General features: G+C 73.5%; 15 protein-coding genes and 1 pseudogene. 12 read left to right on the top strand and 4 right to left on the bottom strand.

Annotated features, from left to right (window positions below; translation table 11 throughout):
• Nucleotides 1-123: 123 nt before the first annotated feature.
• The 4 genes from ACFV9M_RS02545 to ACFV9M_RS02530 form a co-directional block, all read right to left on the bottom strand.
• Complete coding sequence (locus ACFV9M_RS02545) at nucleotides 124-1,473, bottom strand: serine hydrolase domain-containing protein (RefSeq protein WP_385064829.1); 1,350 nt, start codon at nucleotides 1,471-1,473, stop codon at nucleotides 124-126.
• 91 nt (nucleotides 1,474-1,564) lie between these two features.
• The gene (locus ACFV9M_RS02540) at nucleotides 1,565-2,689 is read right to left on the bottom strand and encodes a cytochrome P450 (RefSeq protein ID WP_385064826.1); all 1,125 of its coding nucleotides are present in this window, start codon (nucleotides 2,687-2,689) and stop codon (nucleotides 1,565-1,567) included.
• A 949-nt stretch (nucleotides 2,690-3,638) separates the two neighbouring features.
• Nucleotides 3,639-4,562, bottom strand: coding sequence for a Rieske 2Fe-2S domain-containing protein (locus tag ACFV9M_RS02535; protein WP_385064823.1), 924 nt, complete (start codon nucleotides 4,560-4,562; stop codon nucleotides 3,639-3,641).
• A gap of 228 nt (nucleotides 4,563-4,790) precedes the next feature.
• A complete protein-coding gene (locus ACFV9M_RS02530) occupies nucleotides 4,791-5,207 on the bottom strand; it encodes a DUF1761 domain-containing protein (RefSeq protein ID WP_385064820.1) in 417 nt (138 codons plus the stop codon).
• A gap of 278 nt (nucleotides 5,208-5,485) precedes the next feature.
• On the opposite strand from ACFV9M_RS02530, the gene ACFV9M_RS02525 reads away from it, so the two are divergent.
• From ACFV9M_RS02525 to ACFV9M_RS02470, 12 genes and pseudogenes are all read left to right on the top strand, one after another.
• Entirely contained in the window at nucleotides 5,486-6,280 is a 795-nt protein-coding gene (locus ACFV9M_RS02525; protein ID WP_385064817.1) for a 2,3-dihydro-2,3-dihydroxybenzoate dehydrogenase, read from the top strand.
• Nucleotides 6,281-6,425: 145 nt separating this feature from the next.
• Nucleotides 6,426-8,033 (top strand): annotated as a pseudogene (locus ACFV9M_RS02520) ((2,3-dihydroxybenzoyl)adenylate synthase); the annotation flags it as partial.
• A gap of 108 nt (nucleotides 8,034-8,141) precedes the next feature.
• Nucleotides 8,142-8,711 carry an isochorismatase family protein gene (locus ACFV9M_RS02515; protein ID WP_385065014.1) on the top strand — a complete coding sequence of 190 codons (570 nt, stop codon included), beginning with the start codon at nucleotides 8,142-8,144 and terminating at the stop codon, nucleotides 8,709-8,711.
• Nucleotides 8,712-9,047: 336 nt separating this feature from the next.
• Nucleotides 9,048-10,628, top strand: coding sequence for a tryptophan 7-halogenase (locus ACFV9M_RS02510; protein ID WP_385064814.1), 1,581 nt, complete (start codon nucleotides 9,048-9,050; stop codon nucleotides 10,626-10,628).
• Nucleotides 10,629-10,662: 34 nt separating this feature from the next.
• The gene (locus tag ACFV9M_RS02505) at nucleotides 10,663-10,935 is read left to right on the top strand and encodes a hypothetical protein (RefSeq protein WP_385064811.1); all 273 of its coding nucleotides are present in this window, start codon (nucleotides 10,663-10,665) and stop codon (nucleotides 10,933-10,935) included.
• 236 nt (nucleotides 10,936-11,171) lie between these two features.
• Nucleotides 11,172-12,368 carry an isochorismate synthase gene (locus ACFV9M_RS02500; RefSeq protein ID WP_385064809.1) on the top strand — a complete coding sequence of 399 codons (1,197 nt, stop codon included), beginning with the start codon at nucleotides 11,172-11,174 and terminating at the stop codon, nucleotides 12,366-12,368.
• Between the two features lie 295 nt (nucleotides 12,369-12,663).
• The gene (locus ACFV9M_RS02495) at nucleotides 12,664-12,903 is read left to right on the top strand and encodes a phosphopantetheine-binding protein (RefSeq protein ID WP_385064807.1); all 240 of its coding nucleotides are present in this window, start codon (nucleotides 12,664-12,666) and stop codon (nucleotides 12,901-12,903) included.
• A complete protein-coding gene (locus tag ACFV9M_RS02490) occupies nucleotides 12,900-13,844 on the top strand; it encodes a siderophore-interacting protein (protein WP_385064804.1) in 945 nt (314 codons plus the stop codon). Before ACFV9M_RS02495 ends, ACFV9M_RS02490 begins: the two co-directional genes overlap by 4 nt.
• 94 nt (nucleotides 13,845-13,938) lie before the next feature.
• Nucleotides 13,939-14,943, top strand: coding sequence for an ABC transporter substrate-binding protein (locus ACFV9M_RS02485; protein WP_385064801.1), 1,005 nt, complete (start codon nucleotides 13,939-13,941; stop codon nucleotides 14,941-14,943).
• On the top strand, nucleotides 14,940-15,962 hold the full coding sequence (locus tag ACFV9M_RS02480) for a FecCD family ABC transporter permease (protein WP_385064798.1): 1,023 nt from the start codon (nucleotides 14,940-14,942) through the stop codon (nucleotides 15,960-15,962). The genes ACFV9M_RS02485 and ACFV9M_RS02480 overlap by 4 nt, the downstream gene beginning before the upstream one ends.
• A gap of 110 nt (nucleotides 15,963-16,072) precedes the next feature.
• Nucleotides 16,073-17,002 carry a FecCD family ABC transporter permease gene (locus ACFV9M_RS02475; protein WP_385065011.1) on the top strand — a complete coding sequence of 310 codons (930 nt, stop codon included), beginning with the start codon at nucleotides 16,073-16,075 and terminating at the stop codon, nucleotides 17,000-17,002.
• Nucleotides 16,999-17,784, top strand: a complete 786-nt coding sequence (locus tag ACFV9M_RS02470) for an ABC transporter ATP-binding protein (RefSeq protein WP_385064795.1) — start codon at nucleotides 16,999-17,001, stop codon at nucleotides 17,782-17,784. The genes ACFV9M_RS02475 and ACFV9M_RS02470 overlap by 4 nt, the downstream gene beginning before the upstream one ends.
• The last annotated feature ends 1 nt before the right edge of the window (nucleotide 17,785 follow it).

Here is a 17,785-nt window from a genome sequence, read left to right as displayed (position 1 = left end):
GTGACGCGGGCGCGGGGGGCGGGGGCGGGGGCGGGGGCGTGACGCGGGCGCGCGTCAGACGGTGCCGGTGCGGCACGCGTCAGACGGTGCCGGTGCGGCACGCGTCAGACGGTGCCGGCGCGGTCAGGCGGTGCCGGTGCGGCGCGCGGTGCGTCCGGAGATCTGCAGGCGGTCGATGGTCCCGGTGGCGGGGGCGCGGTGGAAGCGGCCGCCCGGCTCGTGCCGGCCGGTGGCCGGGTCGACCAGATCGCAGGACAGGTCCGGGTAACACACCAGCGGGATGGGGTAGTCGCCGTCCACGGACAGCGTCGGAGTGCCGTCCCCGTCGAGCTTGACCGCGTACTCGGTGTCCCCGTTGCGGTAGGTGCCGGCGCACTCCGGCAGCGGTACGGCGGGACCGCGGCGGGCGGTGGCCGGAGCGGTCGGCACACGGATGCCGGTGATCCGGGCGAGGTCGGCGGCGAGTTCCCGCCACAGGGCGGTGGCGCCGCCGGCGTTGCCGGTGAAGGCGACGACGACGCCGCTGTCCGGCTCGGCCCGCAGATGGCAGGAGGTGCCCTGGGCGTTCCCGTCGTGGCCGCACCAGAGGCGGCCGTCCTGCCGGAAGAGGGCGAGGCCCAGGCCCCAGGAGTCCGCCAGGGCGCCGGGGTCGGCGGCGGGCTGGGGACGGCGCATCCGGGCGGCGACGGGCGCGGGCAGGACGGTGGACCGGCCGATGACGGCCCTTCCCAGGGCCACCAGGTCCTCGGCGCTCGCCAGCAGGGCTCCGGCCGGAGCCTCCACCGGGGCGAGGTTCTGGTGGGCCGGGCGCACCATGCCCGTGGCCGTGTTGAGGGCGTGGCCGGTGGCGACCGGCCGGGCGGGGGTGGCGTCGCCGAGGAAGGCGGGGACGATGCTCAAGGGTTCGAGGAGGAGCGCTCGCAGCGCCTCCTGCCAGGTCATGCCCGTCACTTCGGACACGAGCCGGCCGGCGGCGACGTAGCCGGCGTTGGAGTAGGAGAAGCCGGTTCCCGGTGGGAACAGGGCGCTCTGCGCGGAGCAGACCGCCGCGAGGTAGCGCGTGGTGGTGGTGCCGGCGGCGCTGTCGGAGTCGGGTCCGGTGGGCAGGCCGGCGGTGTGACTGAGCAGGTGGCGCACGGTCACCTCGGGCGACAACCGTAAGTCGGGCAGCAGTTCGGCGGCGGACTCGTCGAGGTCGAGGTCCCCGTCGTCGGCGAGAAGCAGCACGGCGGCGGCCGTACCGAGCTTGGTGACGGAGCCCAGGGGTACGGCCGTGTCCGCGGTGAACGGGGCTCCCGTCAGGGCGTCGGCCGCGCCGGTGTGCACGCTGAGGGTGTACGAGCCGGTGTGGACGGCCAGTTGGGCGCCGGGCACGCGGTGGGCGCGCGCGAGGGAGTCGAGGCGGCTCTGCATCTCCTGGCGCAGCGGGGACGGCGGCCGGTCGGCGGCCGGAGCGGCGGTGGGGTACGGCATGGGAAGGGGACTCCTGATGAGAGCGGGTGCGGGGAGGGAACGCGGCCGGCCCGCGGGTGAGCGGTGCGGGACCTGCGCGCGTCGACGCGCCTCACGGCCTGGTGACGGCGATCGGCAGCTGGCGTACGCCGACGAGGACGGCCGGGTTCTGGTACGTGACGTCGTCGTAGGAGGGGACCGCGAGGGTGGGGAAACGTTCCATCAGCATATGCAGCGCGATCCGTGCCTCCAGCCGGGCCAGTGGCGCTCCGAAACAGAAGTGGATGCCGTGGCCGAAGGTCAGATGGGGATTCGGACTGCGGGCCACGTCGAAGACGTCCGGAGCGGTGAAGCGGGAGGGGTCACGGTTGGCGGCACCCAGGTGTGCCATCAGCAGGGTGTCGGCCGGGATCTCGTGGCCGCCGAGCACCACCGGCCGGGTGGTGCGCCGTCCCAGCTCGGGGAAGGGCGGCAGCCAGCGCAGCACTTCCTCGACGGCGTCCGGCAGCAGGCCGGGGTTCTCGCGCAGCCGGGCGAGGGTCGCGGGGTGCCGGTCGAAGGTGACCACGGCGTTGCCGAGCAGCGCGGTGGTGGTGATGTGCCCGGCGACCAGCAGCAGGGCGACGAATCCGAGGATCTCCTCGTCCGCCAGGCGCGTTCCGTCCACCTCGGCGGTGAGGAGTCTGCTGGTGAGGTCGTCCCCGGGGTGGGCGCGGCGGTGCCGGATGTGGTCCAGCACGTAACCGTTCATCTCCCGCACGGTCGGGGCTATGGCCTCCAGCGCCCGTTCCAGGTCGGCCATGTCGAGGCTGTCGCCGAGCTGGTCGCCGCCGAAGAGGGTACTGGCCCACTCCTGGAACAGCCGGTGGTCGTCGGCGGGGATGCCGAGGAGTTCGGCGATCACGATGATCGGCAGGGGGTGGGCGAGGGTGTCGACCAGGTCGAACCGGTCGCGGTCGGCGACGCCGTCGAGCAGGCGCGCGCACACCGCCTCGATGCGCGGAGCGAGCCCGTGGACCACTCTGGGGGTGAAGGCCTGGCTCACCAGGGTGCGGAGTGTGCGGTGTTCCGGCGGGTCCATGCCGACGAAGTTGCCCTGCCGGAAGGTCTCGAAGTCCTGCTGGGTGGGGGTGATCGACGTGAGGTCGGAGGAGTAGGTCGCCGGGTCGGCGAGTACGGCGGAAACCCCCTGGTGGTTCACGACACGCCACTGGTCCAGCGCTTCGTCGAACGTCACGGGGCCCGCCTCGCGTAAGGACCGCCATCGCCCGGGTAACGCGTCCAGGGGCGATGCGGACCCCGCCAGTTGAGTGCTTGTCACCGTTTCTCCTTGGGTGGGGACGCGCGGACCCGGCCTGGGCCGTCGACGGTGGTGCGGGTGCGCCGGGCAGGAAGCCGTGGCCGTCATGGGCGCGGTCCACGGGTGGGCCACCGCGCGGCGGAGCCCGCTCCGTGCCAGGTGGCCGGCTCGTGGTCGGGCCGGGCCGGCCGCCACTCGCGAGGGGCCCGCCCGCCCCCTCACGGCATGCCCGTGGCCGCCTGGGGTATCAACAGCCCCGGGGACAGGTTCCGTACGCCGGGGCGGCGGTTCCGAGCGGTCCGGACGTCCGCCGCGCGGCCGGCGCGCCCGCACGCCCGCAGCCTGGTGGCACGTGCCTCGGACACAAAGCAGACATCACTACATCCCCCCAGTGACTTCTCCCGCGCAGCGGCTCCGCGCAGGACTCTCCTGTCCCACAATTTGGTACTTTGCGTCCCGAAAAGGCGCTTCAGCACGATCCATCCGGGCGAATGCGCTCACAGTTTTCACGTTGGGTCACGAGATGGCAACCCCCCGAAATTGAAGGGGAGATGGCTCGTCAGCGACCCACCGCCACAGGCGTGTATCCCCTCGCTTCACCCTCAAACCCCTTGCCCGCACGGAAAAATCGGCTCTCGTCCCGGCAACCGGGTCACGACCGCCACCACCACCTGCCATCCGCCCCGGACGCGTGGCGGGTGACCGGCCGGTACGGAGTGACCGGCCGGTACGGAGTGACCGGCCGGTATCGGGTGACCGGCCGGTACCGGGTGACCGGCCGCTACCGGGTGACCGGCCGCTACCGGGTGACCGCCCGGTAATCGTTGCGCGCACGACAGGCGGGAACAGGTCCGCCCTGTGGACCATCGGAGGTGCGAGCCGGCTGTCAGCCGGCGTGCCCATGGGCCCTCTGCGTCTTCGTTCCGCTCCATTTGCCGTTCGCCTCCCGGCCGTTTCGACGCAGGCGCACCTCGACGTGGCCGTCGAGGACGCGGGTGTCGAAGGCGGGCTGGGGTGCGGTGGCGGGGCCGCGCACGTTCCAGCCGTCCGAGAGCCGGAACACGCTGCCGTGCCACGGGCACTGGACGCACCCGTCGGCGACCGCGCCCTCCGACAGAGGACCCGCGAGATGGCTGCACCGTTCGGCCAGGGCGTGGATCGTCCCGCCGGACTCGCGGACGACCAGGACCGGCACGTCGTCCACGACACGCCGCACGGGCTGCCCGGCCGGGAACTCGGAGACGTCGCCGACACGGTGCCAGACGTCCCGGATCACGTGCGGGACCTCTTCGGCGTGGTTGGCGCCGGACGCCTGGCGGTAGGCCAGGTGACCGCCCAGCATGCCGCCCAGTCCGACCGCCGTGAGCCCCAGGAAGCCGTACGTTCGGCCGGCTCCCGTACGTCCCCCGAGGCGGCAGGCGAGCGAGGCCGCGTACAGGCCCACGGCCGCGCCGTTCGCCAGGGCGTGCACCAGCCCCACGCGTGACTGCTCGCGGTGCAGTTCCGCCCAGTCCACGGCGCCCGCCAGCGCCGCGGGCACGGCCGCGGCCAGGCCGACGCCCACCAGCAGGCCCGCCTCGCGGGAACGGCCGGGCCATACGTCCAGCACGGCCGCGGACAGCCAGCTGCCGACCGGCACCTGCACCAGCAGCGGATGCACCGGGTGCCCCAGCCACCTGCCGTGCAGCGCGTCCCTTCCGCGCCCCAGCGGCAGGGAGCGGACCCCCGTACGCAGCGCGGCGATCAGCGGATCGGCCCGTGGATCCCGTTCCAGACGATCCAGGAGCCACAGCATTCGGCTCTGCTTCATCTTCATCCGGCTCGTCCGGTTCGTTCGGTTCATCCGGTGGCGACGTCTCGTTGTGCTCATGCGCCGCCGGGTTCCACACCCGCACATCCGGCAAACGGGTCCGGTCGGGCGACCGGAATTCCAGCCGGAGCAGGAGCGCCGGCAAAAGAGGCGTGCGCGGCGGCGGCAGCACAACACGCAGCGGACGCCGCGGCGGCCCGAGCCGCCGGAGCGGGACGAGGCCGCCCGTCAGCGCATGGCGGCCAGGACCACGCTGCTGAGCACGCTGGTGATCACGAAGAACGGTGCGTTGAGGATGCCGTAGTAGAGCGGGCGCGGGAAGTTCGGGTTGACGGCGATCTGGAAGGTCATCGCGCCGAGATGGCCGACGCCGACGACGAGCCCGAACGTGACGGCGTCGCCCGTGCCCGTGATGTCGAGCGCCTCGACGAGAACGGCGCTGGTCAAGACGGTGGCGAGGAGGCAGATCAGCGGACCCGCCGTGGTGAGCGGCGTCGGCGCGGGTGCCGGCGCGCCCTCGCGCCCGAGGGCGACGGCGTACGGTGCGGCGATCACGACCGCGAACCACACTCCGGCGATCAGGAACGACGCGACCGGCGCGATCGTGACAGCCAGCCAGTCGATGTCGGCGAGGACGGAGAACACGCGGAGACTCCTTACGGACGAGCGGACGAGCGGACGAGCGGACGAGCGGCCGAGCGGCCCTCGTGGCCGCTGACGGGAAGAGCTTCGGCGATCTTTAGGACGGGGTGTGTCCTAGAGGCGCCCGCCTCCGCACCACCGCCCGTCCTGCGCGGCCCTGGCGACCGACCCGCCCCGTAGGTATGGTGAGCCAAACCTGACTTGCACGCGCTCTCGCTTCAGACCATGTGAGCCGGCACCAGTCCGCTCACCGCTCCGGCGTCGCCGGAAAGGATGGCCGAGTGAGTACCGAGCGGGATCTGGCCGGACGGCTCGCCCTGGTGACCGGGGCGGCCCGGGGTATCGGCGCCGCCGTGGTCGAGGTGCTGGCCGAACGCGGTGCGCGCGTACTCGCCACCGACGTCGACGCACCCGCCGTCGAGGCGCTGGCCGAGCGGTACGGGGACGGGGTCGTCGCCCGCGCCCTCGACGTCACCGACGCCACGGCGGTGGAGAACGCCGTCGCCGGGGCCGAGAGCGTCCTCGGCCCGCTGGACATCGTGGTCAACGTGGCCGGCATCCTGCGCGGAGCGGCCGTGGTCGAGCTGGACGACGCGGACTGGGCCGCCGTGTTCGCCGTCAACACCGACGGCGTCTTCCACGTCTCCCGCGCCGCGGCCCGCCGTATGGCGTCGCGGGGCCGGGGCAGCATCGTCACCGTCGCCTCCAACGCGGCCGGCGTCCCGCGCAGCGGCATGGCCGCCTACGCCGCGTCCAAGGCCGCCGCCGTGATGTTCACCAAGTGCCTGGGGCTGGAGGTCGCCCGGCACGGGGTGCGCTGCAACACCGTGTCTCCCGGCTCGACCCTGACCGGCATGCAGCACGCCCTGTGGGAGAGGTCCCCCGGCGGTGCGGAGGCGGGCCGGCGTGCCGTCCTCGACGGCGACCTGGAGGCGTACCGCACCGGCATCCCCCTGGGGCGGATCGCCGAGCCGGCCGACGTCGCGCACGCCGTCGCCTTCCTCGTCTCCGACCGCGCCCGTCACATCACCCTGCACGACCTGTACGTCGACGGCGGCGCCGCCCTCCGCGCCTGACGGCCCCGGTGGAGTGCCGCCGAGTTCCCTTCCCTCGTACCGTCCTGGACCCTGTGGGAGTCTCGCCGTGACCGTCGACCCGACATCCGTACGCCCCGGCCCGTCCGCCGCCCGGCCCGAGGCCGCCGACGCGCTCACCCCGGGCGTGGACGCGCCCACCTGGCCCGCGGAGTTCGCCGAACGCTACCGCGCGGCGGGCCACTGGCGCGGCGAGACCTTCGGCGGCATGCTGCGCGAACGCGCCGCCGCCCATCCCGGCCGGATCGCCCTGGTCGACCCGGCGCCGGAGCGCCGCACCTGGACGTACCGGGAGCTGGACGAGCGGGCCGACCAACTGGCCGCCGGGTTCGCGGCGCGCGGGATCGGGCGCGGCGACCGGGTCGTCGTCCAACTGCCGAACACCGGCGAGTTCGTCGAGGTGGTCTTCGCGCTGTTCCGCATCGGCGCCCTGCCCGTGTACGCGCTGCCCGCGCACCGCGAGACGGAGATCGGCTACTTCTGCTCCTTCACCGAGGCCGTCGCGTACGTCGTCCCGGACGTGCACGACGGGTTCGACCACCGCGCCCTCGCCTCCCTGGTCCGGGGGCGCACCCCCGGCCTGAAGCACGTGTTCGTCGCCGGCGACCCGGGGGAGCACACGGCGCTGGCCGAGGTTCCGTGCGAGCCGGGGCAGCGGCCGATCGCCGGACCGGAGCCGCACGAGCTGGCGTTCCTCCAGCTGTCGGGCGGCACGACGGGCGTGCCCAAGCTCATCCCGCGCACCCACGACGACTACGCCTACTCGCTGCGCGGCTCGAACGAGATCTGCGGCGTCGACGCGGACACCCGCTTCCTCGTCACCCTCCCCGCCGCCCACAACTTCCCCATGAGCTCGCCCGGCTGGCTGGGCGTGCTGTACGCCGGCGGCACCGCCGTGATGTGCCCGCGGCCCGACCCGGCGACCGCGTTCCCGCTGATCGAGAGCGAGCGGATCACCATGACCGGGCTGGTGCCGCCGCTCGCCCTGGTGTGGACGGCCGCCGCGGCGCGCGGCGGCCCCGACCTGTCCAGCCTGGAACTGGTCCTGGTCGGCGGCGCCAAGTACAGCGAGCAGGCGGCGCGACGCCTGGAGCCCGCGCTGGGGTGCCGGCTGATGCAGGTGTTCGGGATGGCGGAGGGGCTGGTCAACTACACGCGGCTGGACGACGATCCGGAGACCGTGGTCACCACGCAGGGCCGGCCGATCTCCCCGGACGACGAGATCCGCATCGTCGACGACACCGGGGCGGAGGTCCCCGACGGCGCGTTCGGGCATCTGCTCACCCGCGGCCCGTACACCATCCGCGGCTACTGGCGGGCCCCCGAGCACAACGCCCGCTCCTTCACCGAGGACGGCTTCTACCGCACAGGCGACATCGTGCGCCGCACCCCCACCGGCCACCTCGTGGTCGAGGGCCGGGCCAAGGACCAGATCAACCGGGGCGGCGAGAAGATCGCGCCGGAGGAGGTCGAGAACGTCATCCTCGCCCACCCGGCCGTGCACGACGTGTCCGTGGTCGCCGTACCCGACGAGTTCCTCGGCGAACGCACCCTCGCCCACGTGATCCTGCGGGAGGGCGCCGGGCCGCTGAAGGCCTCCGCCGTCAAGGCCTTCGTCCGCGAACGCGGCGTCGCCGCCTACAAGGTCCCCGACCTCGTCGAATTCGTCGACGCCTTCCCGCAGACCGGCGTCGGCAAGGTCAGCAAGAGGGGCCTGCGGTCCGCCGCCGAGCGGCATGCGCAGGCCGGTCCGCGCCCGGCGCCCCCGGCCGTCACCGCCTACCCGCTCCCGGCCGTCACCGCCTACCCGCTCCCGGCCGGGGACCGGTTGCCGGTCAACCGGGTGTCCTGGACCGTGGACCCGGCCCGCTGCGTGCTGCTCGTGCACGACCTCCAGCAGCACTTCCTGTCCGCGTTCCCCGCCGGTGAGCAGCCGCTGACCGGCATGCTCGCGAACACCGCCCGGCTGCTGGAGGGGGCCCGCGGGAGCGGTGTGCCGGTGGTCTACTCGGCCCAGCGCGGCGGCCAGACCCCCGAGGAGCGCGGGCTCCAGCTGGACTTCTGGGGCCCGGGCGTCGCGGACGACCCGGCGGCCGTGGCCGTTCCGCAGTCGGTGGCTCCCGTGCCCGGCGACACGCTGCTGACCAAGTGGAAGTACAGCGCCTTCACGCGCACCGACCTCGAGGGGCGGATACGCGGCTGGGGCCGCGACCAGCTGGTGATCGTCGGCGTGTACGCCCACATCGGGGTCATGATGACGGCCTGCGACGCGTGGATGCGGGACATCCAGGCGTTCGTCGTCGCCGACGCCGTCGCCGACTTCTCCCGCGAGGACCACGACATGGCGCTGCGCTGGGCCGCCGGCCGCTGCGCGGCCGTCACCACCACCGACGCGGTGTTCGCTGAGGCCTGACGCGCCGCCCAGGCGGCTCGACGCGCCTCCCGGGCGTTGACAGTCCCCTCCCCCGTTCAGGAAAGTTAGGCTAACCTAACTTTTCGATCGAGGTCGCACGGCCGTCAGTCCCACGCCTTACGAGTTCCGGCACCTTTCCGTCCATCGGCCCGACCCGCGGCCGAGGACGGTCCAGCTCCGCGAGACGCCGTCCCCGCACGCACGCTCCCCGCACACACGCTCCCCGCACGCACGCTCCCGGCACGCACGGTCCCGCGCGTCCGGGACGGCGGCCGTCTGTGAGACCAGCTCCCCATCACCACGCCGCCTACGGCCCCAGTTCCAGGGAGACATCAGATGACCACGCCCGAGCGCGCTTCCGGCACCGGTACGGGCACCTCCGCCGAGTCCTTCGACGTCGTCGTGGTCGGCGGCGGCCCCGGCGGCTCCACCACGGCCGCCCTGGTCGCGATGGCAGGCCACCGCGTGCTGCTGCTGGAGAAGGAGTCCTTCCCCCGCCACCAGATCGGCGAGTCGCTGCTCCCGGCGACGATCCACGGGATCTGCCGTTTCCTCGGCGTCCACGAGGAGATGGAGAAGGCCGGGTTCATGCCCAAGCGCGGCGGGACGTTCCGCTGGGGCTCCAACCCCGAGCCCTGGAACTTCCTGTTCGCCTACTCGCCCCTGATGTCCGGCCCCGCCTCCACGGCCTACCAGGTCGAGCGGATGAAGTTCGACAAGATCCTGCTCGACAACGCCCGTCGGCTCGGCGTCGACGTGCGCGAACAGTGCACGGCCGTGACGACGCTGACCGAGGGCGAGCGCGTCACGGGCCTGCGCTGGACGGACGGCGACGGTCACCCCCACGAGACCTCCGCGCGGTACGTGGTCGACGCCTCCGGCAGCAACAGCAAGCTCGCCCGCGCGGTCGGCAAGCGCAACTACTCCGACTTCTTCCGCAACGTGGCTCTGTACGGCTACTACGAGGGCGGCAAGCGCCTGCCCGGACCGGACGCCGGCAACATCCTGTGCTGCGCCTGGGACGACGGCTGGTTCTGGTACATCCCCCTCAGCGACACCCTCACCAGCGTCGGCGCGGTCGTCAACCGCTCCCAGGTCGGCGTCCTCTCCCGGGACCCCGAGGCCGCCATGGCCCAGTTCGTCGAGCGCGCGCCCATGATCAAGGACTATCTGGCGGACGCCCGGCGGATCACCGAGGGGCCGTACGGCGAACTCCGCGTCCGCAAGGACTACTCGTACGCCATGGAGCGCTTCTGGCAGCCCGGCATGGTGCTGGTCGGTGACGCGGCCTGCTTCGTCGACCCCGTCTTCTCCACCGGCGTCCACCTCGCCACCTACGGCGGCCTGCTGGCGGCCCGCTCCCTCAACAGCGCGCTCGCCGGCGACCTCGACGAGGAGCGCGCCTTCGGCGAGTTCGAGCGCCGCTACCGCCGCGAGTACGGCGTCTTCTACGAGTTCCTCCTCGCCTTCTACGACATGCAGCACAACGAGGACTCCTACTTCTGGCAGGCCCGCAAGGTCTCCCGGGCCGAGGCGACCGACCTGCGCGCCTTCGTGGAACTGGTCGGCGGCGTCTCCGCGGTGAACTCCGGCGAGTCGGCGCTGTTGGACACGGAGGTGCTCAGGGAGCGCTTCGGCGCCTCCTCGAAGGACCTCGCGGACGCGGTCGACCGGACCGGGCCCGCGCAGACCGAGAGCGGCGAGCGGATGAGCGAGCTGTTCGGCACCCAGGTCGTGACGGACGTGATGCGGGGCATGAACGAGATCCAGGCCCGCGCCTCCCTCGGCGGCGCGACGAGCTTGGAGCGCCCCCTGTTCCCCGACGGGCTGGTCGCCTCCCCCGACGGCCTCGGCTGGGCCCTCCCCCCGGGCGCCGGCACCGGGAAGTCCGCGGCCCAGGGCGGTTCGGTCGCATGATCCCGCCGGTCACCGACTCATCGGCGCCGGACCGGTGAACGCCGGGCAGATCACCTCGAGCGTCCTGCCGGCCACCGGCGCGGTCGTGGCGTTCGCGGCGTTCCTCTCCGCGCCGGCCCGCAGGATCGGGCAGCCTCCGGTCATCGGCCAGGTGCTCGCCGGCATCGCGCTCGGGCCGAGCGTGCTGGGACAGCCGCCCGGCGACCCGAGCTCGATGCTCGTCCCGGACGAGGCGCTGCCCTCGCCGGCGGGCGGGCCGTGCGTGACCGCCCGGAGCCGTGATCCACCGGGCGCCACCGCGAGCTGACGGATCGTCAAATATACGCCGGGCAGGAGGCGTTGCTTCCTCTTGCTGCCAGACACCCACTTAGTTAGGTTAGCCTTACTTCGCTCGACCGAGAGGAGACCCGTGCGTGCCGGAACGAGGGGAGCGGCGAGCCAAGCCTCGCCGTTCACGGTCTCCGACCACGGACGGCAGCTCACGACACAGGTCCTCTTGATCTGCGGCACGCCCCCGCGCGCCTGAGAAAAGGATTCGCCGACGTGTCCCTATCCGCAGTCCTGCGCCCCAGCCCCGTGCACCTGGCCGCCGACCTGCTGGCGGCCTATCTGACCGGCTCGTTCTACTTCTCCTCGGCGCGCGGCACGATGCTCGCCGACGGCGTGCGCGCCCGGATCCGCTCCGGGAGCGGCGCACGGGCCCTGGCCGCGGCCGAGGCGCTGGACGCGGCCGCCGCGACGGGGCTGTCCGATCCCGTGGTCGTCGGGGCCGTCGGGTTCCGCCCGGAGGCGGAGGCCTGCCTGGTGGTGCCCGCCGTCGTGCGGCGCGCGGGCGCCCCCGCGGACCTACGCGTCCCCGACGTGCAGCCCGGCGCGGGATGGAGGGTGTCGCCGCGCCCCGAACCCGCGCGCTACACCGACGCCGTCCGCCGGGCGCTGGAGCTGATCGGGGCCGGTGACCTGCGCAAGGTCGTGCTGGCCCGCTGTCTGGAGCTGACCTCCGCGTCCCCGGTCTGGGTGCCCTCGCTGCTGGCCCGGCTGGTCCGCGCGGACCCGGCCTCCCACGCCTTCGCCGTCGACGTCACCGCGCCGGGCGACCCCGCCCCGCGGACCCTGGTCGGCGCCAGTCCCGAGCTGCTGGTGTCCCGGCACGGCGCGAGTGTGATCGCCAACCCGCTGGCCGGGTCGGCCCCCCGGTCGGGCGACGACACGGTCGACCGCGAACGGATCGCGCGCCTTCGCGCCTCGGCCAAGGACCTCGGCGAACACGCCCACACCGCCGCGCGGGTGGCCGAGGTGCTCGGCGGCTTCTGCCGCGACCTGGAGGTACCGGACCGGCCCGAGGTGATCGGCACGCCGACGATGTGGCATCTGTCCACCCGGATCACCGGACGGCTGCGCGACCCGGCGGACCCGGCCTCCTCGGCCCTCGGCCTGGCCGAGGCACTGCACCCGACTCCCGCGGTCTGCGGCGTCCCCACGGCCGGGGCGCTCACGGCCATCGCGGCCCTGGAACCCCAGGACCGCGGCTTCTACGCGGGGATGGCCGGCTGGACCGGTCTGAACGGCGACGGCGAGTGGGCCGTGACGATCCGCAGCGCCGAGGTGTGCGACCGGACGGTACGCCTGTTCGCCGGCGCCGGGATCGTCGCCGGTTCGGAGCCCCGGGCCGAACTGGACGAGACGTCCGCGAAGTTCCGCACCCTGTTGCGCGCCCTCGGTCTGGAGGACGTGGCGTGATCCCGCACCACGCACCGGCGTCGCCGGCCACCCCGTACGCCGACCGCGTCGCCGCGGGCCCGCCGGAGTCCGGCCTCGCGCCCGCCGGCCGGCCCGCCCCGCTCACGGTGAGGGACCGCCGACCGTCCGACCCGACTCCGGCGGCCTTCACTGTCGCCAACCCCTCCCCTGAACACCACCACCGGACACGCCGCAGCGCCGCCCGCCGCCGCGCCGCCCGCCACGGGGGCGTCCCGACCACCGCATCCGACGCGCCGGCCACCCGGCCGGCGCCGACACCCACAGGAGCCGGCCGATGACCCAGGCACTGTCACCCGACCGCATCCGCGCGGACGTCGCGGAACTGCTCGGCTGCGAGCCCGCCGAGATAGCACCCGACGAGAACCTGCGCGACCTCGGCCTGGACTCGGTGCGGCTCATGACGCTGGTCGAGCGCTGGCGCGCCGGCGGAGCGGACACGCTGGAGCTCCCCGACCTGGCCGAGCGGCCCGAACTGGCGCACTGGACGGCGCTGCTGACGGGTGAGACCCCGTGACGCGGACCGGCCACCGGCACCTGGACCGGATCGAGGAGGTCCGGGCGGGCCACCGCCCCGAGAAGGTGCGCTATCCGATCCGCGTCCGTGAGACGCGGGTCGTGCGCACCGCCATGGTGGGCGCCGGCCTGCTGCGGGTGACCCTGGGCGGGCCGGGCACCGAGGGGTTCGAGGCGCACTCGCCGATCGACCACGTGAGGCTGCTCTTCCCCGATCCGGACGGCTCGTTGCGTCTTCCGGAACCCGACGGCGACCTGCTGCGCTGGCCGCGCCCGGCACCCACGTCGCGGGAGTACACCGTACGCCGCTACGACCCGGTGGCAGGTGAGATCGACATCGACATCGCGCCGCACGAGGGGGGACTGGCGTCGGACTGGGCGCGCGGCGTCCGGCCGGGCACCGTGATCCATGTCGCGGGGCCGCCCGGCGGGCTGATCGTCCCGCACACCTACGACCGCTACCTGTTCGCGGGCGACATCACGGCGCTGCCCGCGATCGCGCGCTGGCTGGAGGAACTGCCCCGGAGCGCGAGGGGCTGGGCGTTCGTCGAAGTCGCCGACGCCGACGAGGAGATCGCGCTGTCCGCGCCCGAAGGCGTCGAGGTGCGCTGGCTGCACCGCGGCGACCGCCCGGCGGGCACCGGCGGCGCGCTGGCACGGGCCGTGACCGCCACCACCGTGCCCGAGGGCGAGCGCCTGTACGTGTGGATCGCGGGCGAGGCGGGGCAGATCAAGCCGCTGCGGCGATGGATCCGTGACGAGTTGCGGCTGGAGAAGGCCGACCACGAGATCACCGGCTACTGGAAGCGCGGCGTCGCCGACTTCGACGACGAGGACGAACACCCCCACGAGCATCCCGACGGACACCCTCACGAGCACGACCACACCCACCCTCACACCCACACCCACACCCACGAACACGCGCACGAACCCCAGCACTGACACGCACCGACACGCACCGACATGCACTGACGACCCGTCAGCAGCAATCGTCGTCCCACGAGTTCCTCCCGCACGTTCCCAGAAGGAGTTGCGCATGTTCGCACGCAGATCAGCGGGCCTGGTCGGTGCCCTGACCCTGGCACTGGCCCTCACCGCGTGCGGGTCGTCGTCGGACAGCGGTACGGCGGACACGTCCGGGAAGAAGGCCGGGACCCGTGTGTTCACCGCGGACAACGGCAAGGTCACCATCCCCGCCGCCCCGCGGCGCGTGGTGGCCACCGGCTACGCCGTGCCGACCCTGATCGAGGCCGGCGCGCCGCTCGTCGGGATCTCCTCGTGGCAGCGCGGCGAGGCCCTGATGAGCGACGAGGACCTGGCCACCTACAAGAAGCTGACCAAGGTCGCCGGCGAGCAGGCCGCCGAGACCAACTACGAGGCCATCGCCGAGGCCGAGCCGGACCTCATCGTCCTCGGTGTGCCGACCCCGGTGCTCGGGGACATCGACATGGAGCGGCTGAAGTCCATCGCCCCGGTCGTGGCGGTCGGCCCGACCGTGCCGTCCCAGTGGCGCGAGGTGTCCCGCAAACACGCCGACGCCGCCGGCGTGCTCGGGAACTACGACAAGGTCAAGGCCGAGTACGAGGCCGAGGCCGCGGAGCTGAAGAAGAAGTACCAGGCGGTGCTGCCGCAGCTGAAGCTGGGTCACGTCGGCTCGTACGGCGACACCTCCAAGGGCACCTTCCAGCGCGAGTTCGGCGGCTCCTGGGGCACCAGCGTCGCCCAGGACGTCGGCGCCGCGTACTACGGCGAGGTCAAGAAGGCCGGTCCCGGCTCCCAGTCGGTCAGCGAGTACCCGTCCATCGAGGAACTCACGGACTCGCTCGGTGAGGCCGACGCCATCACCTACTCGGTCGACCCCGACGGCGGCGTCCCGGAGTCGGTGAAGTACGTCATGGACTCGAAGCTGTGGAAGAACCTGCCCGCGGTCAAGAACGGCATGACCTTCCCGATCGCCTACACCGAGGCCGCGACCTACGGTGACGCCCTGAAGACCCTCGACGCGATCGACACGTCGTTCGCGCCTCTCCTGGACCGGTGACCGCCGCGGGCCGCGCCTTCGCAGGGGCGGGAACCGGGCGGGACCTGCCGCGCGCCGGCCTGCTCCTCGGCGGACTGGTGCTGCTGGCCGCCATCGCCGTGCTGAGCATCGGCATCGGCGCCCACCGGGTCGCGCCCACCGAGGTGGTGCGGGCCCTGTTCGACTACCGGGGGACGAACGACCACGTGATCGTACGGGACGTCCGGGCGCCGCGCGCGCTGCTGGCCACGGCGGTGGGCGCCGCGCTCGCGGTGGCGGGCGCGCTGATCCAGACGCTGGCCCGCAACCCGCTGGCCGAGCCCGGCATCCTCGGGGTCACCGCGGGCGCGGGGTTCGCCGTCACCGTCGGCTCGGCACTCGGCCTGGCCGGCGCCCAGGCCGGGCAGCTGATCTGCGCCGTCGTCGGCTCGGTCCTCGCCGCGCTGCTGGTGATGGCGGTCGGGCGGCGCTCGCCCCTGCGCCTGGTCCTCACCGGCGTGGCCCTGACCGCGGTGCTGAGCGGCATCGCGCTGGGCCTGAGGCTGATGCTCCCGGACGTCTTCGACGCGTACCGGTTCTGGTCGGTCGGCACGCTGGCCGGCCGGGAACAGGCGCCGCTGGCGCTGCCGTCGGCCGCGATCGGGGTGTCCCTGCTCGGCGCGCTGCTGCTGAGCAGGCCGCTGAACGCCCTGGCGCTGGGCGAGAGCGTGGCGCAGACCCTGGGAGCGGGCGTGGCGCGGACCCGGGCCGCCACCCTGGTGCTGATCACCGTGCTCAGCGGGGCCGCCACGGCGGTGGCCGGTCCGATCCTGTTCGTCGGGCTGATCGTGCCGCACCTCGTGCGCAGGCCGGCGGCCGGATCCGTGCCCTGGCTACTGCTCTACTCGATGGTGCTGGGCCCGATCCTGCTGCTGGTCGCCGACATCGGTTCACGCGTCCTGCTGCCCACCGGTGAGGTGCCGGTGGCCATCGTGACCGCGTTCCTCGGGGGCCCGATGCTGATCTGGGCCGTCCGCCGCCACGGGGCGGGGGCGCTGTGACCGCGGCCGTGCCGCGCACGGCGGCGGCCGGGCCGCGGGCGACACGGGTGAAGGCGGTGCTGCGGGCGGCGCGCCGCACCGTGCTGGTCTGCGCGGTGCTGGTCGCCCTGATGCTCGGTCTGGGCCTGCTCGGTCTGTGCTACGGCGCGTCCTGGGCCTCCCCCGGCGAGGTGCTGGCCGTGCTGACCGGGTCGGAGCACTCCGTGGTGATCCTCGAATGGCGGCTGCCGCGGGTGGTGGCCGGGCTGGTCTTCGGCGCCGCGCTGGGAGTGGCCGGCGCGCTCTTCCAGAACCTGACGCGCAACCCGCTCGGCAGCCCCGACGTGATCGGTCTCGACGCGGGCGCCTACACCGGGGCCCTGGTCGCCATCACCGTGCTGTCGGGCACGCCCGCGCAGCTGGCCGGCGCCTCGGTGGCCGGCGGGCTGCTCGTCTCGGCCGTGGTCTACCTGCTCTCGTCCGACCGGGGCTTCTCGGGGCTGCGGCTGGTGGTGATCGGCATCGCCGTCAACGCGATGGTGACCGCGCTCAACTCGTGGATCGTGCTCCGCGCCGACCTGGAGGTCGCCATCGCCGCGGTCGGCTGGAGCGCCGGTTCGCTCAACGGCGTGGACTGGGCGGACCTGTGGCTTCCGTTCTGGGTGATCGGCGGGCTGCTGACCCTGATGGCCGTGCGGAGCCGCGCCGTGCACCAGAGCGCGCTCGGCGACGCGCTCGCGGTGACCACCGGGGTCGCGCTGGGCCGGCTGCGCCTGCTGATGGTGCTGGTCGGTGTCGGCTGCACGGCGACGGTGACCGCGGTGGCCGGGCCGATCGCGTTCATCGCGCTGGCCGCCCCGCAGATCGGCCGCAGGCTCGCGGGCGCGGCCGGGATCCCGCTGCTTCCGGCCGCGCTGACCGGGGCCGTCCTGCTCCAGGGCGCCGACCTGCTCGCCCAGGCGCTGCTGGCGCCGGTCGCGCTGCCGGTGGGCGTGGTGAGCACCGCGATCGGCGGCTGCTATCTGATCTGGCTGCTCACCAAGGAGGTGGGGCGGGCGTGACCGCACGTCTGACCGCGCGGGAGATCACCCTGCGCTACGGCGACCGCGTGGTGTCCACCCGGCTGAGCCTGGACGTCCCCGACGGCGCCTTCACCGCCGTCGTGGGCCCCAACGCGTGCGGGAAGTCCACCCTGCTGCGCGCGTTCGTCCGGCTGCTGCGCCCCGACGCCGGGCACGTGGAGCTCGACGGGCGCGAGGTCGGCGGCTACCCGTCCAAGGCCCTGGCCCGGCAGCTCGGCTTCCTGCCCCAGGACCCGCTGTCCCCCGACGACATCAAGGTCCGGCAACTGGTGGCCCGGGGACGCTTCCCGCACCAGTCGCTGCTCACCCTGTGGTCGGCCGGCGACGAGGACGCCGTCGACGAGGCGATGGCCGCCGCGGGCGTCACCGACCTGGCCGGGCGGCCCGTGCAGGAGCTGTCCGGCGGGCAGCGGCAGCGGGTGTGGATCGCCATGGTGCTCGCCCAGCAGACGCCGTACCTGCTGCTCGACGAGCCGACGTCCTTCCTGGACATCACCCACCAGTACCAACTGCTCGCTCTGCTGGCCCGGTTGCGCGACCGGGGCCGCACCGTCATCGCCGTCCTGCACGACATCAACCAGGCCTGCCGCTTCGCCGACCACCTGGTCGCCATGCGGGGCGGGCAGGTGGTCGCCGAGGGAAACCCCGCGGACATCGTGGACGCCGCGCTGATCAAGGACGTGTTCGACCTGCCGAGCGTCATCGTCCCCGACCCGGTGACCGGTACCCCGATGGTCGTCCCCACGCTGCAAGGAGAGTGAG

Origin of the sequence: Streptomyces sp. NPDC059895, assembly GCF_042731035.1 — a bacterium.
In the GTDB taxonomy this organism is placed as follows: Bacteria; Actinomycetota; Actinomycetes; order Streptomycetales; family Streptomycetaceae; genus Streptomyces.
The sequence above is the reverse complement of the archived record's forward strand: the minus strand, read 5'-3'. Positions and strand labels throughout refer to the sequence as shown.